Below are 16,762 nucleotides of genomic sequence, written 5' to 3'. Positions count from 1 at the left end.
AGAAAAAGTAGTTATGCTTTGCTTTTTGATACAAATATAAAAAATTAATTTTTTAAACTCCGAATTTACCAATTTAAAAGCATTAATTCTCATTATTTAAAAATATTAAATCTTTTTGCTGAAAAACAAAAATAATTCACATTTCAATGAATGATTTTTCAGCATTAGTTTTTATCTTTTTGCTATAAATAAAAAACTGCTCTTAAGATAGAGCAGATATTATATTTATTTTTTTCTTTTTGCTTTCGATTTTGCTTTTTGTTGAGCCCTGTTAGCTCCAAACTTCTTCGGTTCTTTTCTTTTTGAAGGTCCTCCCCAGTTTTCTTTCTTATTCTTATCTTTTTTATCATGAAACGCTCCTCCTCCTTCAGTTAGCTTTACCTGAGCAGGGTTTTTCATTGCAATATGCTCTTCTTCTGCTGCAATCTTTTTAGGATTTATTTTTACATCTTCAGGGAAGTCAAGGAATTTTAGATCTTTATCCATTAATAATTCGATATCCAGGATTAAAGTTTCCTCTTTCTTAGTAACGAACGTGACAGCCTTCCCATCTTTATCTGCTCTACCCGTTCTACCAATCCTATGAATATATTGTTCCGGAATATCAGGGGTCTCAAAATTGATTACATGGGTAATATTTGATATATCCAAACCTCTTGCCATCACATCGGTAGTAATGAGCCCTCTTATTTCCTCATTTTCAAAGCTCTTCATTGCTTTAAGTCTGTAATTCTGAGATTTATTGGAATGAATTACATCAAACTGTTCAGGGAAAAGTTCATCTATTTTTGTAAATAAAAGATCAGCATGCTTTTTATTATTATTAAAAATCAACACTTTAGACATATCTGTTTCGTTTTTCAACAAATACTCAAGTAAATTAATCTTAGTATTGAAATTTTCAACTTTATAGGCTGTCTGTTCAATTTTTTCCAGTGGAGTTCCAGATTTTGCCAATGAAATTTCAATGGGGCTTGCAAAATATTCTTCGAGCATTCCATCAACCGCTTCTGTCATGGTAGCAGAAAAAAGAATGTTTTGTCTTTTTTCTTTCATCATCTCAAAAATATGAGTCAATTGTGGCCTGAAACCTAAATTCAGCATTTCATCAAACTCATCAATGATCAACTTTTGGACTTCTTTCAAAGAAATAGCATTATCAATAGACAAATCCATGACCCTTCCTGGCGTACCAATTAGAATATCGCAGCCATCATTAAACAATAGTTTTTGGGTATTGATATTTTTTCCGCCATATATTCCTATTACTCTTGCAGTGATATTTTCGGTTAGTTTTTCAATAATTTCCGTTACTTGGACCACAAGTTCTCTTGTAGGAACTAAAATCAAAACCGTTGGGTTTCCCGCTTTATTATATTTCCATGTTTTAAGAACAGGTAAAAGATAGGCTAATGTTTTTCCGGTTCCTGTTTGAGCAATCCCCATCACATCTCTTCCGGAAAGTATAGGTTTTAAACTTTTTTCCTGAATAGGAGTAGGTTCAAATAATTCCAAATCCGCTAATACATCAAGAATTCTAACCGGAAGGTCAAAATCCGCAAAAGTAAGTCTTTCCATTTTGCAAAGATAGGGAATTAATTTTTTTGTAAAATGGGGGATAAAACGTGATGAAATACGATCTGAAAATTTTGAACGATAAAAGATTTTTCATCAGCTTATATTTTTAACCGTTTAAATTTTCAGATTTCCTTATTGCAAAAATTACTTAATCTTGATACTTTTACTAATTACTTTAATATCCTCATCTTTCCAGAGACTGGTGGTAATTATAACATATCCCTTCTTTTTAGGATCTTTTTTAATGGGGATTTTACCATCATCCCATTGAGTACAATGTGTTGAAATTGGAGAAAGTAAGGGTTCCCAATCCTTTTTATTTAAAGTATAAACATAAAATGGATGCCAACAGCTTGTGCACCAATCAGGATAAAATCCAAGCTCATCTTTTCCATCATTATTTAAATCTTTTAAGTTGAACAATGTTCCATTTCTAGAAGGAGCAATAGCTAAAGGCTTGATATTTTTATCGCTGAAATAAATAATGGTTTCGCACTTTCCATCACATTCATCATTACAATCATTGATTTTCGTATAAGCATACTCTTTTTTTCCATTACCATCATAATCTCCTAAAACCGCATTTTTTTCCGTTTGGCTTACTAAGAGCGAACTATACAACAAGGGAGTCAATAAAATTACTATTTTCATCACGTATTTATTTTTTATTTTCTGCTAATTCTCAATAAAAGTATAACCACTAATAATAATGAAAAAACGAATCCTAACACTGCAATCAAAGACATTTCACCTATTCTAGGTCCTTGTTCAGATACCAATACAATCGCTGTTGCTATCATATTGGCACCTAAAATTAAGGCTAAAATCAAATTAATAATACTTGATTTGATCAATTGATTTGTCTTTTCAATATTTTTAATCTCACTAGAAACAGTAAATTGATTTTCATCTAATTTTTGTAATACGGAACGTAATTCTTTGGGAATTTCGTCCATATTATCTGTAAAATTCATTATTTTATCTACCCCTGTTTTAAAAACATTTTTTGGAGTAATCTTACGAGCAAAGATCTTTTTGGTATAGGGGTTGAGGCTTTTTACAATATCCAGATCTGGATTTATGGTACGTCCTACGCCTTCAATTAATGTAATCCCTTTTAATAAAAGATAAAAATAATCCGGCATATACAAACGATTATCTTTTAAAACATCTTTCATCTTATTGATAATTTCCTGAGGATTGATCTCTTTTAAAGAAGTATTATGAACAAAATTCAAAATATCTTCCACATCATTTTCAAATCTCCTTTCATCAGGGATTTGATAGCTTATGGCCATTTTCTTAAGATTCCTTACTATTTTATGAGGATTTTTAGCCACGAAACTCACAATTAAATTTTCAAAAATTTCTTTATCATTGGGAGGAATTTTTCCTACTGCACCAAAATCAATAAAAACAACTCTCCCGTCTTTCTTTACTAAAATATTTCCTGCATGAGGATCAGCGTGAAAAAAGCCAAAATCTAAAATTTGTGAAACAAAAAGTCTTAATCCTTTTTCAGAAATATTCACAGGATCAATATTCTGAGACAAAAGCATAGATTTATCGGTAACTTTTATACCATCAATAAATTCCATACAGAGAATATTGTTATTAGAAAATTCTCCATAGACTTTTGGAACATATGTTTCTTTATTCTTTTTAAAATTTCTTGCAAACTGAATTATATTTTCTTTCTCATTAATTAAAGAAACTTCTTCCAGTAAAGATTTTTCAAAAGTAGAAATCGCCTGTTTCAAATTCAGTCTTTCTCCTATTTCAGAATAAGAAGAAACCAATTTTTCCAGATCTTTTATCAGCAATAAATCATCTTCAATTACTGCCTGAACATTCGGCTTTTTTATTTTTAAAATAACCTGATTTCCATCCATTAATGTGGCTTTATACACTTGGGCTATGGACGCTGTTGCTAAAGGCTTTTTTTGAATTTCTAAGAAATGTTCTTTCACGGAAATTCCCAATTCATGTTCCAAGATTTCTTCCACATCCATTTCTACCCTATCTACTTTATCCTGAAGCTTCTGCAATTCTTGTATCAATTCTGGAGGAAGTAAATCTTCTCGGTTACTAAATGTCTGTCCAAGCTTTACAAAAGTAGGCCCCAGCTCTTCTAAAACCAATCTTATTCTTTCATGAACCGTTCCTTTGGTATCGATTTTTTCAGGCTGTATCTTTACCTCTTCATTTTTATTTCCAGTATTCATCCTTGCCAGCATATCTTTAAAACCATATTTACTCAATACGGAAATTAATTTTGCTGATCTCTTCAATTTTCTTTGTTGCTTACCAAACATATCATGGGAATATTCGTTACAAATTACTCCAAAAATTATTCCTATTTATAATATATTGAGGGTTATTTATATCAAAACAAATCCTACTCATTTCAAACGATATGACATTTATTTTAAATATGTTTCATACAAATCTCTGCGTCTATCTTTCATAACTTGTACAGATCCATTATGGTGTATTTCTTTTAGTAAATTCAAATCAACATCTACAATCAAGGTCATTTCTGTATTGGGAGTTGCTTCTCCTTTAATGGCATTGGAAGGAAAAGCGAAATCTGAAGGAGTAAACACAGCTGCCTGCCCAAACTGAATATCCATATTATTAACTCCCGGAAGATTTCCTACACAACCTGCAATGGCTACATAACATTCATTTTCAATCGCTCTTGCTGCTGCACAATGACGTACTCTCATATATGCATTTTGTGTGTCTGTCAAATAAGGAACAAAAAGAATTTTCATTCCTTGATCGGCTAAAATTCTTGGAAGTTCCGGGAATTCCACATCATAGCAAATCACCAGACCAATTTTTCCACAATCTGTATCAAAAACTTTTATTTCATTACCCCCTTTCATTCCATAATATTTTTTTTCATTAGGGGTAATATGTATTTTTCTATATTCATCCATACGACCATCCCGATGAAGAAGATAACTTACATTATACAATTCATTATTCTCAAAGACAGGCATACTCCCGGATATAATATTCACATTGTAGCTGATTGCAAATTCTGATATCTTATTTTTGATTTCTTCTGTGATTTTGGATAGCTCAATCATACTATCTCTTTCGGAAAGATTATTATAGGGAGCGAGTAAAGGGGTATTAAAGAGCTCAGGAAACAATACAAAATCTGATTTGTAATCTCCCATTACATCTACAAAAAACTCTACTTGTTCATAAAATGCATGGATATCTTTAAAGTGTCTCATCTGCCATTGCACCAATCCCAATCGGATCACACTATCCTGCATCGTATTGGGCCTTTTACTATAGTAAATATTATTCCATTGCAACAGCACTGCATTTTCTTTCGACGATTCATCTTCAGGAAGATATTTTTTGAGAATTTTAATAGGTAAGAAATTATTAGAGAGTTGAAAAGATAATACAGGATCATAAATCTCCTTATCTCTTACCCTTCGGATATATTCTCTTGGAGAAAGTTCATGACTATATTTATGGTAATTAGGAATTCTTCCTCCTAAAACTATAGACTTCAGATTAAGTAATTCGCAAAGTTCCTTTCTTCCATCATACAGTCTTCTTCCTAATCTCAATTCTCGATATTCAGGATCTACAAAAACTTCGATTCCATACAGCACATTTCCTGTAGCTATATGTGTATTAAAAGTATAATTTCCTGTAATATCAATATAAGTATGATCATCTCCAAATTCGTCATAGTTCACAATGATAGACAATGCAACTGCTGCTAATTTACCATCAACCGTAATACAGATTTGTCCTTGAGGAAATATTTTAGTGAGTTTTTCAATACTTTTTTTAGACCAGATTGATTCTGACATTTGAGGATATGCTCGTTTCATGGTCTCTACTAATTCTGCATAATCCTTAATCGTCAAATTCCTTGTTTCTATTTGCATTTGATGTAATTTTATTTAAAATTAATTATTTTTTTACTTAAAAAAAATTAAAACAAACAATAACAAGCCATAATTACTTAATAATATGAGATAAAAAACAAAGCAAGCTCAAAATATGTAAACAAAAAAATCTCCTATGAAATATAGGAGATTGTTTATTCTTATTGCAATATAGAAATTATTCCCATTCAATCGTTGCAGGTGGTTTACTTGAAATATCATACGCCACTCTATTAATACCCTTTACTTCATTGATAATTCTACTTGATACCGTATCTAAAAACTCGTAAGGAAGTCTGCTCCAGGTTGCTGTCATGAAATCAATAGTATTAGCTGAACGAACTACTGCCGTATATTCATAAGTTCTCTCATCTCCCATTACTCCTACTGATTTTACAGGAAGAAGCACTACGAAAGCTTGAGATACTTTTTCATACAGATCATTTTTATACAATTCTTCAATGAAAATATCATCGGCCTCTTGCAAGATTCTTACTTTTTCAGCATCAACAGCTCCTAATACTCTAATTCCCAATCCAGGTCCCGGGAAAGGGTGTCTATGTACTAAATGATGTGGAATACCTAACTCTTCACCTACTTTTCTCACTTCGTCTTTAAAAAGCTCTCTTAATGGTTCTAATAGCTCGAACTCCATATCTTCGGGTAATCCTCCCACATTATGATGAGATTTAATTACTGCAGATGGTCCATTTACCGACTGACTTTCAATTACATCTGGATAAATTGTTCCTTGAGCTAAGAACTTAGCTCCTTCAATTTTATGAGATTCTTCATCAAAAACGTGAATAAATTCATTTCCAATAATTTTCCTTTTTTGTTCAGGATCATCAATTCCTTCTAATTTTGAAAGGAACCTTTCAGAAGCATCAACCAATTTGATATTCATATGGAAATGCTCTCCATAATTATCCATTACTTTCTGGCCTTCATTTTTTCTCAATAAACCTGTATCCACAAAAATACACGTCAATTGATCTCCGATTGCTTTATGAATCAAAACCGCAGCTACAGAAGAATCTACTCCTCCTGAAAGTCCAAGGATCACTTTTTGATCTCCTACCTTTTCACGTATTTCTTCAACAGTCTTTTCAATATAATTGGTCAATTTCCAGTTTTTCTCTGCATTACAGATTCCGAAAACGAAATTTTCAAGCATCTTTCCTCCTTCCTCACTATGAGAAACTTCCGGATGAAATTGTACACAATATATTTTTCTTTCTTCATTAGAAATTGAGGCGATCACCCCTGACTTTGCATTAAGTTCAAACCCAACAGGCAGTTCTCCTACTTCATCAAAATGACTCATCCAAACCACAGAATTCTGCGAAACACCTTTTAATAATGAGCTTTCTTTTATAATTTCTAAATGAGCTTTTCCATACTCTCCTTTCACTCCTTTATGAACTTTACCTCCTAAAAGATGTGCTGTCAACTGCATTCCATAACAGATTCCTAACACAGGAATACCTTGCTCATATAGTTCTTTTTCTACCAAATGTGCATTTTCTGCATTGACAGAGCTTGGACCACCCGACAGAATAATTCCTTTAGGTTTCTTTTCTAAAATATCTTGAATAGTTGTATTGAATGGTAAAATTTCAGAATATACACCCATTTCACGGATTCTTCTTCCGATGAGTTGATTGTACTGAGATCCGAAATCTAATATGATAATACCGTTTTGCATTGTGTAAATAATTTATTAATCAACTATAAATGTTTTGTTCTTATAGTTTATAATTTTTAACTTCTTAATATGAACTGTTTTACAAAAAAAGACTTGGAATTGATCCAAATCTTTTATCTTAATTTTTTATGATTAAAACTTTCCGATGTCTTCTCTATAGAAGCTGTAATCGAAATGTACATGACTTGCATCTTCGTAAACTTTCTTGCGAGCATCTTCATACGTTTCACCGGTAGCCACAATATTTAACACCCGACCTCCATTAGAAACTACTTTATCACCTCTTCTAATAGCTCCTGCATGTAATAACTGGCTGTGTTTTACTTTATCTTCTCCTACAATTTCAAAACCTATTTCTATATTTCTTGGATAACCTCCTGAACACATTACAAGGCAAACAGCCTTTTCATCTTTAAAGGTAAGCTGTACCTCTTTTCCGTTCATACAGTCATTGATAACATCTAACAGGTTATTTTCCATAAGAGCCATCAAAACCTGAGTTTCAGGATCTCCAAATCTCATATTATATTCAAGAAGATAAGTTCCTTTTTTAGTTACCATTAAACCAAAGAATATAATTCCCTTAAAGCTAAAGCCTTCTGCTTTAAGTCCTGTAATGGTAGGTTCTAAAATATGTTGTTCAAAATCTGCATAATGTTCTTGGGTAAATTCCGGACTTGGTGCCACAGATCCCATACCTCCTGTGTTAGGTCCTTTATCACCGTCACCTGCTTTTTTATAATCTTTTACCGGAATACAAGGGAAAAGTTGTTCTCCATTTGAGAAAGCAATAATAGATGCTTCAAAACCTTGTAAATACTCTTCAATAACTAAACGAATACCAGCATCTCCATAAATTCTACGGATCATAAAGTCATGAATCGTAGCTTCAGCTTCTTCCAAGGTATCGCAAATAACAACCCCTTTACCTCCTGCCAAACCGCTTGCTTTTATTACTAAAGGATATTCTTGGGTTTGAATATACTCTTTAGCTTCATTATATGCATCAAATATTACAGCTTTTGCCGTTTTGATATCATAGGTTTGCATAAATTTCTTAGAAAAAGCTTTACTTCCTTCCAGACTTGCCACTTTCTGATCGGGACCAAAAACTTTAAGGTCATGCCTTTTAAATTCATCCTTTAAACCTGCTACCAAAGGAGCTTCAGGACCTACAATTGTAAGATCAATTTTTTCTTTTATAGCAAAATCTCTCAATTCGTGGATTTCGGACAAATGAACATTTTTCCCTATTGCATCGGTAGTAGCATTCCCATTGGCGAAAAACATTTTTGTAACTCTAGAGTCTTTATGAAGTTTTGTTGCCAGAGCAGATTCTCTTCCACCCTCACCTATGATTAATATTCTCATACTTTATTTTAATTATCTAGTCTATAATTTACAAATATATAATTTTGAAAGCTATATAAGCAATCTCCAACTCAATTTTAATTCTATTTTAACTAGTGTAGAAAATGTCTGATTCCTGTAAACATCATGGGAATTCCATGTTCATTGGCAGCTTCTATACTATCTTGGTCTTTCACACTTCCTCCTGGTTGAATAATCGCTTTTATTCCCTCTTGAGCACAAAAGTCCACTACATCACGGAAAGGAAAAAAGGCATCAGATGCTAAAACTAAATCTCCAGAGAATTTTTCTTTAGCTCTTTCAATAGCTTGTTGAGTAGCCCAAATTCTATTAACCTGGCCACCTCCAATTCCGAAAGCCTGAATTCCATTAGAAACAACAATAGCATTTGACTTCACATATTTTACTACCCTTTGAGAGAAAATAAGGGCCTTTTTTTGCTCTTCGGAAGGTTGTACGTTGGTAACTGTTTTAATATCTTCTGAAAAAACACTATCATTATCCTGAACCAAAATTCCTCCATCCACTTTAACCCAAGTTTGTTTATCAGAAACCGGATTTATAATTTTTATAATTCTTAGATTTTTCTTTTTTCTTAAAATTTCAAGAGCTTCTTCATCAAATTCCGGAGCCATTACGATTTCAAGGAAAGTTTTATTGAGCTCTTCGGCTGTGGCTCCATCAATTTTATAGTTCATCGCAACAATTCCTCCAAATATGGAAACTGGATCACATTCGAAAGTTTTTTGATAGGTTTCCAAAGCGTTGCTTCCAATAGCAACCCCACAAGGTGTTGAATGTTTTACTGCACAACATGCCATTTCTTCCTTAAACTCATTAACTACTTTCCAGCAGAGATCCATATCTCGAAGATTATTGAAAGAAAGCTCTTTACCTCCAAGCTGTTCAAAATCTTTCATAGCCCCATTTTCGAAAGTCGAAACATAATATGCTGCTGTTTGGTGAGGGTTTTCACCATACCTTAAATCAGATATTTTTTTGTAAGAGGCATTGAGATAAGTAGGGTATTCTTCTTCTAAAAGCATTCTGGAAATAGCTCCATCATAAGCAGACGTAAGGTTAAATACCTTTCCAGCAAGTTTTTTTCGCGTTTCAATATACGTATCTCCATTTTGCTCCATTTCGATTTTTACTGCTGCATAATCTTCTACATCTGTAATTACGGTAACCGAATCAAAATTTTTAGCTGCAGACCGAAGCATTGAAGGACCACCGATATCAATAAACTCTACTTTTTCATGCAAAGAAATATTTTTATTTACATTCTCAAAAAAAGGATAAAGGTTTACAATAACCATATCAATCAGTCCAATTCCATGCTCCTGAACCGTTTTCATATGCTCTTCATTAGCACGAACAGCTAACAATCCTCCATGTACTTTTGGATGTAGTGTTTTTACTCTTCCATCCAACATTTCAGGGAAATTCGTAACCTCATCAATCTGAATCGGATTTAAACCAGCATCTTTCAAATGTTTGAAGGTCCCTCCTGTTGAAATCAATTCATAATTCTGGGCTTCCAAAAACTGGGCGAACTCAATCAATCCGCTTTTGTCTGAGACACTGATTAAAACTCTCTTTTTGCTCATTTTTCTTTCAATTTTTACTTTTTACAGCTATTTCAAACTGTATCCGGTATTTTCAGTTCCGGATTTATTTTATTTTTACTTAGATTTCTTACTGATAAAAAATGCCATCATTAAAAAGGGTAAGATGTTGCATTATTATATTAATTGCCAAAAAATTTATTAATGGCTTTAGGAAAAATTTCATATTCAATATGATGTACTTTTTCTGCAAGTGTTTCAGGAGTATCATTTTCCATAACATCAAACGATTTTTGAAGAATTATATCTCCTTCATCAATTCCTGATGTCACGAAATGTACAGTAGCTCCACTTTCTTTTTCTTTCGCTTCAATGACTGCCCGATGAACATTCATTCCCCACATTCCCTTACCTCCAAATTTGGGAAGTAAAGCAGGATGAATATTAATTATTTTGCCTTTCCAGTTTTCACAAAATTCAGACTTTAGAATAGATAAAAAACCGGCTAATACAATTAAATCTGTATTTTCGGAAATCACTTCATTCAATTGACTGCTAAAATTTTTACCCCTTGGAATGAGTATATTTTTAATATGGTGGTTTTTAGCTCTTTCTAGTCCATAACATTCTCTGTCTGCAATTACTAAGGATACTTGTGCATTTTGAATTTCTCCACTCTCAATGCTATCTAAAATCCTTTGAAGATTAGTTCCTGAACCTGAAACGAGTACAGTAATGTTTTTCATGTCATTAAATTAATATATCAATTTATCAATGTACCAGTATACCAATTAAATTAAAAGCATTGTTGCATTGCTAAACTGATACATTGTTATATTGTTATAGTGATAAATTAATTTTCTCGTTGCCTTCTGTGATTACTCCAATTTCATAGGCATCATCTAAAAGATGTAATACTTTTTCTGCATGCTCTGTATCTACAACTAAGATCATCCCTATTCCCATATTGAATGTTCCGAACATCTCTTCACGAGCTACTCCTCCTCTCTTTTCCAATTCCAGCATAATACTTGGGATTTGGATTTTTGAAGCATCAATTGAAGCACATAATCCGTTAGGAATAATTCTTGGAACGTTTTCATATAGACCTCCTCCTGTAATATGAGCAATTCCACACACTTTTATTTCTTCAAGAACTTTATGAATATCTTTATAATATAATCTTGTTGGAACTAGGAGAGTCTCATATAAGGGCTTTCCTTCAAATTCTTCCTCAAAGTTTGGAAATACTTTTCTTACTAAAGAGAAACCATTAGAATGAAATCCTGAACTTGGCAATGCAATTACTTTATTACCCACTTTAATATTGGATCCATCAATAATTTGATCTTTTTCAACGATTCCTACACAAAATCCTGCTACATCATAGTCTCCCGGCTGATACATTCCCGGCATTTCAGCAGTTTCACCACCAATCAATGCACAATTATTATCTTTACAAGCTTCCACCATTCCTAATACGATCTCAGCTGCAATTTCGGAATCTAATTTTCCACAAGCTAAGTAATCTAGGAAGAATAAGGGTTTGGCTCCATGACAAAGAATATCATTCGCACACATTGCAAAACAATCTACTCCTATAGAATCATATTTTTTAGTATCTAATGCTACTTTCAGCTTTGTTCCTACACCATCTGTTCCAGACACTAAAACAGGATTTTTGTACCCTCCTATCTCATAGAAAGCTCCAAAACTCCCCAAATGATTCAATACATTTGAATTATGAGTTTCACCAACCGCTTTTTTTATTCTATCAACCGTTTTGTATCCCTCTTCTTTATCTACACCTGCAGATTTGTAAGTATTGCTCATTGTATTTAGATTTTTAGATGCTAGATTCAGATTTCAGATTATTGCTATATCTAATACCTGATGTCTTTTATCTTTTTATAATTACTTTTTATATCAAATTTAAAAAATAAAAAAGCCGACAATCTTAGTAGATTATCGGCCATTGCTTTATTTCAGAATTTCAGAGCCCACAATTTTCCCTTTATCGGAAAAACATTCTTTATGATAGGTCTGAATTTTCATTTCTTTATCTTTTTGCAAAGATATTAATTTTTAAGTTAAGTTTCAAATTCTATTTTTCAAGGATGATTTCAATTGCTGAAATCTTTTTAATTTTATCTCTTAACTCATTGTTTTTCTCTTCATTAGAAATTTCTTGTTTTGTTGTATCGAAATTATCTTTGAAAAATGGTAGCGAAAATGTATCTACAATATTTCCTCCATGAAAAGGAAAACGCTTAGTAGCAGCCTCCAATACTCCAGCTCCTCCTCTAGCTCCTGGTGCTGCGGACATCAATAACATAGGAACTTCATTCCATACCGTTCTACCTTTGATTCTGGATACCCAATCAAATACATTTTTAAACGCAGTAGAATATGTTCCATTATGTTCAGGTAGAGAAAGTAGCAATACATTAGCTCCATCAATTTTAGCCGCAAAATCATGGGCTTCTGGAGGAACTCCGCTATTTACTTCTCTTTCGTGTTTATAAATAGGCATTTCGAAAAGATTTAAATCTATAACTTCTACTTCTGCATTTTCAAATAGAGTGGATGCATATGACACTAAGTGTTTATTCATCGAATTTTCTGAATTACTTCCTGCTATTGCTAAAACTTTCATTATGTATTTGTATAATTTTTAAGGTTACAAATTTAATTATTTAAGATAAGATGGCAATTCCATGGGAACCTCCATTACAAGAATTTCGGTATCATCAACTGCCTCCATAGTAAAACTCTGAGTTTCCCAAATTCCTAAACCATCCCTTTCATTAAGTGTTTTATCGCCTATTTTTATGCTTCCTTTTAGGACAAAAACGTATACTCCATTTTCTTTTCTATGTAATTTATAGTTTTTATCTATTCCTTTTGTAAACTTACCTAGATTAAACCATGCATCCTGATGAATCCAAACTCCTTCATCATTTTTCTCTGGTGAAAGAATTTGTTGAAATTCATTGAGCTTTTCTCCTTCTTTAATACTTTTTTGATCATATCGTGGCTCCACACCTAATTCTCTAGGAAAAACCCAGATTTGTAAAAATTTTACAGGAACATCTTTGTTTTGGTTATATTCACTATGCATTACTCCTGTCCCCGCACTCATTACTTGAATTTCACCTTTCTTAATTACCGCAGTTGTTCCCATAGAATCTTTATGCTCTAAATCTCCTTCTAAAGGAATTGAAATAATTTCCATATCTCTGTGAGGATGGGTACCAAATCCCATTCCTTGGGACACTGTATCATCATTTAAAACTCTTAAGGCTCCGAAATGTGTTCTCTCAGCATTTTGATAGTTTGCAAAACTGAATGTATGGTAACTGTTTAGCCATCCATGATCAGCATGTCCTCTTGTATCTGCTTTATGATAAATTGTTTTCATTATTATGATTATTTATAAAGCAAATTTACGGCTTAGCCATGTTCAAAGTATTGACGTAGGATAAGAAACATTTACCCATACACATGATACGTAATTCTAGTATAAAATCACTATATTTTATCCAGTAGGATCATTTAAAAAGCCTTGCGAATATATTTCACAAGGCTTTTTAAATAAGTATATTTTTAACTATTTAAACACCGCTAATGCAGCATCATAATTAGGTTCCGTTACAATTTCAGGAACTTGTTCTGCATATATCACCTTATTATTCTCATCCGCCACGATTACGGCACGGCTTAAAAGTCCTTTCATAGGAGAATCAGTAATTGTCAATCCGAAGTCATCGCCAAAGCTACTTCTAAAGTCAGAAAGTGTTTCTACATTATTTAATCCTTCAGCAGCACAAAATCTTCCTAACGCAAATGGGAGATCTTTAGATACATTAATCACAACTGCATTTTCTAATTTGGAAGCTTCTTCATTAAATTTTCTCGCTGAAGCTGCACAAATTCCAGTATCAATACTTGGAAAAATATTAAACACTTTTTTCTTCCCCTCAAAATCAGCAAGTGTTTTAACCTGTAAATTGGAGTCTACAAGTGCAAAATCGTTAATAGTTGTGCCTATTGTTGGTAAAGCTCCTATTGTATGTATTTCATTTCCTTTTAGAGTTATCGTCGTCGACATAAATATTATTTTTTTAAAACGTTTTTCAAATTTACTCAAATTAAATAGGGTTTTCTTTGATATAAAGGTTAAATAATTCTTAAAGTGGAAAATCTTATTTAGGATTAATATAAAAAAATTAAATTTTAACTAAATTTGTAGGGTTTAAAAATACAATAATAAATAACTATATAATGTCGGACAAATCAAAAATCTATTACACTCTTACGGATGAAGCTCCAATGTTGGCTACCCATTCATTTTTACCAATTGTAAAAGCTTTTACAAAATCAGCCAATATAGAGATTGCCGTTCCTGATATTTCTTTGGCAGGAAGAATTCTAGCCAACTTTCCTGAATATCTAAAAGATGATCAGAAAATAGGAGATGCGTTGGCAGAACTAGGTCAATTAGCCACTCAACCCGATGCCAATATTATCAAACTACCCAATATTTCCGCTTCAGTTCCTCAGCTAGATGAAGCAATTGCTGAATTACAATCTAAAGGTTTTGCGGTTCCCAATTATCCGGCAGAGCCTAAAAATGATGATGAAAAAGCAATTAAAGCTAAATATGCTAAAGTGTTAGGAAGTGCCGTAAATCCTGTATTAAGAGAAGGAAATTCTGACAGACGTGCTCCAAAAGCGGTTAAAAACTATGCAAAGGCTAATCCCCACAGAATGGGTAATTGGTCTTCCGACAGCAAAACTGATGTGGCTCATATGCAACAAGGAGATTTCTATGGAACAGAAACCTCAACAACAATAGAAAAGGCTACAAAATTCAGAATTGTATTTCAAGGAAATGATCATTCTGAAACAGTATTAAAAGATTTTGCGAACCTTCAAGCCGGAGAAGTTATCGATTCTTCTGTAATGAATATAAATGCTTTAAAAGCATTCGTTCAACAAGCTATTGAAGAAGCCAAAAATAAAAATGTATTGCTTTCAGCTCATTTAAAAGCCACGATGATGAAAATCTCTGATCCTATTATTTTCGGGGCTATTGTAGAGACTTTCTTTAAAGATGTATTTACTAAATATGCTGAGACTTTCAAAGCTCTAGATATTAATCCTAATAATGGTCTTGCTGATCTTTTTGAAAAGATTAAAGGAAATGCTCAAGAAGCTGATATAAAAGCTGATATTGAAACCGCTTTAGCAAATGGACCAAGGGTGGCAATGGTAAACTCTGACAAAGGAATTACCAACTTCCATGTTCCTTCGGATATTATTGTGGATGCTTCGATGGCTGCTCTTGTAAGAGGTGGAGGTAAAATGTGGAACAAAGACGGAAATGAAGAAGATACGGTTTGTATCATTCCTGACCGTTCATATGCAGGATTCTATCAATCTGTAATTGATGATATGAAAGCTCACGGAAAACTTGATCCAACGACTATGGGATCTGTTCCAAACGTTGGTTTAATGGCCCAAAAAGCAGAGGAATATGGTTCACATGACAAAACTTTCCAAGCAACAGCACAAGGAACTATTCAAGTTCAGGATGAAGCAGGGAATGTTCTTCTGTCTCAAAAAGTAGAGAAAGGGGATATTTTTAGAATGTGTCAAACTAAAGATGCTCCTATCCAAGACTGGGTAAAATTAGCGGTTAATAGATCAAGATTATCGGATACTCCTGCTATTTTCTGGTTGGATAAAGGAAGGGCTCACGATAGAGAAATCATTAAAAAAGTAGAAAAATATCTTGCTGACCATGATACAGCAGGCCTTGACATCAAAATTCTTGATGTAAAAGATGCAATGACTGAAACTCTAAAAAGAGCCAGAGAAGGAAAAGATACCATCTCTGTTTCAGGAAATGTACTTAGAGATTACTTAACTGATCTTTTCCCAATTCTTGAACTAGGAACTTCTGCAAAAATGCTTTCTATTGTTCCATTAATGAATGGTGGAGGTTTATTTGAAACAGGTGCCGGAGGATCTGCTCCTAAGCATGTGGAACAGTTTATTGAAGAGGGCTATTTAAGATGGGATTCATTAGGGGAATTTTTAGCACTTCAGGCGTCTTTAGAACATTTAGCTCAAACTCAAGGAAATAAAAAATCTCAGGTTTTAGCTGATGCACTAGATGAAGCAAACGCTAAATTCTTAGCTACCGATAAGTCTCCTGCCAGAAAAGTGGGACAAATTGACAACAGGGGTTCTCACTATTATTTGGCTATGTATTGGGCTGAAGCATTAGCTTCCCAAGCTGTAGATACTGAAATTGCAGAGAAATTTAAGCCCATCGCTACTCATATGAAGGACAATGAGACTAAAATCAATGAAGAATTGATTGGAGCTCAAGGAAAACCTCAGGAAATCGACGGTTACTACAAAACTGACGAAGTTAAAACATATGCTGCTATGAGACCAAGCGCTACATTAAATGCAATTATTGATGGAATTTAATTTCCCTCTTTAAAGCACCTTTTAATAGATATATACTGCTCCAAAAAGTTACATGCTTTTTAGGAGCAGTTTAATTTTGTGACAGTGATAGCTGCTAAAATGGTCAA

The 16,762-nt window shown here is 33.1% G+C and carries 13 protein-coding genes; 1 reads left to right on the top strand and 12 read right to left on the bottom strand.

Annotated features, from left to right (window positions below; genetic code table 11):
* Window positions 1–225: 225 nt before the first annotated feature.
* The 12 genes from CHRY9293_RS03970 to tpx form a co-directional block, all read right to left on the bottom strand.
* The gene (locus CHRY9293_RS03970) at window positions 226–1,578 is read right to left on the bottom strand and encodes a DEAD/DEAH box helicase (RefSeq protein WP_162031696.1); all 1,353 of its coding nucleotides are present in this window, start codon (window positions 1,576–1,578) and stop codon (window positions 226–228) included.
* Window positions 1,579–1,722: 144 nt separating this feature from the next.
* Window positions 1,723–2,229, bottom strand: coding sequence for a hypothetical protein (locus tag CHRY9293_RS03965; RefSeq protein ID WP_162031695.1), 507 nt, complete (start codon window positions 2,227–2,229; stop codon window positions 1,723–1,725).
* A gap of 14 nt (window positions 2,230–2,243) precedes the next feature.
* Window positions 2,244–3,893 (bottom strand): ABC1 kinase family protein, encoded by a 1,650-nt coding sequence (locus tag CHRY9293_RS03960; protein ID WP_162031694.1) that lies wholly within the window; start codon window positions 3,891–3,893, stop codon window positions 2,244–2,246.
* 108 nt (window positions 3,894–4,001) lie between these two features.
* Window positions 4,002–5,504, bottom strand: a complete 1,503-nt coding sequence (locus tag CHRY9293_RS03955; protein ID WP_122546912.1) for a carbon-nitrogen hydrolase family protein — start codon at window positions 5,502–5,504, stop codon at window positions 4,002–4,004.
* Window positions 5,505–5,682: 178 nt separating this feature from the next.
* The gene (gene guaA, locus CHRY9293_RS03950) at window positions 5,683–7,212 is read right to left on the bottom strand and encodes a glutamine-hydrolyzing GMP synthase (protein WP_162031693.1); all 1,530 of its coding nucleotides are present in this window, start codon (window positions 7,210–7,212) and stop codon (window positions 5,683–5,685) included.
* Window positions 7,213–7,344: 132 nt separating this feature from the next.
* Window positions 7,345–8,583 carry a phosphoribosylamine--glycine ligase gene (gene purD / locus CHRY9293_RS03945; protein ID WP_162031692.1) on the bottom strand — a complete coding sequence of 413 codons (1,239 nt, stop codon included), beginning with the start codon at window positions 8,581–8,583 and terminating at the stop codon, window positions 7,345–7,347.
* A gap of 92 nt (window positions 8,584–8,675) precedes the next feature.
* The gene (purH, locus tag CHRY9293_RS03940; RefSeq protein WP_162031691.1) at window positions 8,676–10,193 is read right to left on the bottom strand and encodes a bifunctional phosphoribosylaminoimidazolecarboxamide formyltransferase/IMP cyclohydrolase; all 1,518 of its coding nucleotides are present in this window, start codon (window positions 10,191–10,193) and stop codon (window positions 8,676–8,678) included.
* A 140-nt stretch (window positions 10,194–10,333) separates the two neighbouring features.
* Window positions 10,334–10,897, bottom strand: a complete 564-nt coding sequence (gene purN, locus CHRY9293_RS03935; RefSeq protein ID WP_162031690.1) for a phosphoribosylglycinamide formyltransferase — start codon at window positions 10,895–10,897, stop codon at window positions 10,334–10,336.
* Window positions 10,898–10,991: 94 nt separating this feature from the next.
* Complete coding sequence (purM, locus tag CHRY9293_RS03930; RefSeq protein WP_162031689.1) at window positions 10,992–11,984, bottom strand: phosphoribosylformylglycinamidine cyclo-ligase; 993 nt, start codon at window positions 11,982–11,984, stop codon at window positions 10,992–10,994.
* A gap of 271 nt (window positions 11,985–12,255) precedes the next feature.
* A complete protein-coding gene (locus tag CHRY9293_RS03925) occupies window positions 12,256–12,807 on the bottom strand; it encodes an NADPH-dependent FMN reductase (RefSeq protein ID WP_162031688.1) in 552 nt (183 codons plus the stop codon).
* Window positions 12,808–12,843: 36 nt separating this feature from the next.
* Window positions 12,844–13,572, bottom strand: coding sequence for a pirin family protein (locus CHRY9293_RS03920; RefSeq protein WP_162031687.1), 729 nt, complete (start codon window positions 13,570–13,572; stop codon window positions 12,844–12,846).
* A gap of 189 nt (window positions 13,573–13,761) precedes the next feature.
* Window positions 13,762–14,262: a thiol peroxidase gene (tpx, locus tag CHRY9293_RS03915; RefSeq protein ID WP_162031686.1), complete on the bottom strand. Its 501-nt coding sequence runs from the start codon at window positions 14,260–14,262 to the stop codon at window positions 13,762–13,764.
* A gap of 173 nt (window positions 14,263–14,435) precedes the next feature.
* Here tpx and CHRY9293_RS03910 point away from each other — a divergent pair, with 173 nt between their 5' ends.
* A complete protein-coding gene (locus CHRY9293_RS03910) occupies window positions 14,436–16,655 on the top strand; it encodes an NADP-dependent isocitrate dehydrogenase (RefSeq protein ID WP_162031685.1) in 2,220 nt (739 codons plus the stop codon).
* Window positions 16,656–16,762: the final 107 nt, after the last annotated feature.

The organism is Chryseobacterium potabilaquae (assembly GCF_902728265.1).
In the GTDB taxonomy this organism is placed as follows: Bacteria; Bacteroidota; Bacteroidia; order Flavobacteriales; family Weeksellaceae; genus Chryseobacterium; species Chryseobacterium potabilaquae.
This window is presented reverse-complemented; position numbering and strand designations above follow the sequence as displayed.

Bases quoted from the DNA above. Each gene is read 5' to 3' on its own strand.
- purN (WP_162031690.1), bottom strand. From the start codon at position 10,897: ATGAAAAACATTACTGTACTCGTTTCAGGTTCAGGAACTAATCTTCAA.
- purH (WP_162031691.1), bottom strand. From the start codon at position 10,193: ATGAGCAAAAAGAGAGTTTTAATCAGTGTCTCAGACAAAAGCGGATTG.
- purD (WP_162031692.1), bottom strand. From the start codon at position 8,583: ATGAGAATATTAATCATAGGTGAGGGTGGAAGAGAATCTGCTCTGGCA.
- CHRY9293_RS03920 (WP_162031687.1), bottom strand. From the start codon at position 13,572: ATGAAAACAATTTATCATAAAGCAGATACAAGAGGACATGCTGATCAT.
- tpx (WP_162031686.1), bottom strand. From the start codon at position 14,262: ATGTCGACGACGATAACTCTAAAAGGAAATGAAATACATACAATAGGA.
- CHRY9293_RS03960 (WP_162031694.1), bottom strand. From the start codon at position 3,893: ATGTTTGGTAAGCAACAAAGAAAATTGAAGAGATCAGCAAAATTAATT.
- CHRY9293_RS03970 (WP_162031696.1), bottom strand. From the start codon at position 1,578: ATGGAAAGACTTACTTTTGCGGATTTTGACCTTCCGGTTAGAATTCTT.
- CHRY9293_RS03965 (WP_162031695.1), bottom strand. From the start codon at position 2,229: ATGAAAATAGTAATTTTATTGACTCCCTTGTTGTATAGTTCGCTCTTA.
- CHRY9293_RS03955 (WP_122546912.1), bottom strand. From the start codon at position 5,504: ATGCAAATAGAAACAAGGAATTTGACGATTAAGGATTATGCAGAATTA.
- guaA (WP_162031693.1), bottom strand. From the start codon at position 7,212: ATGCAAAACGGTATTATCATATTAGATTTCGGATCTCAGTACAATCAA.
- purM (WP_162031689.1), bottom strand. From the start codon at position 11,984: ATGAGCAATACTTACAAATCTGCAGGTGTAGATAAAGAAGAGGGATAC.
- CHRY9293_RS03925 (WP_162031688.1), bottom strand. From the start codon at position 12,807: ATGAAAGTTTTAGCAATAGCAGGAAGTAATTCAGAAAATTCGATGAAT.
- CHRY9293_RS03910 (WP_162031685.1), top strand. From the start codon at position 14,436: ATGTCGGACAAATCAAAAATCTATTACACTCTTACGGATGAAGCTCCA.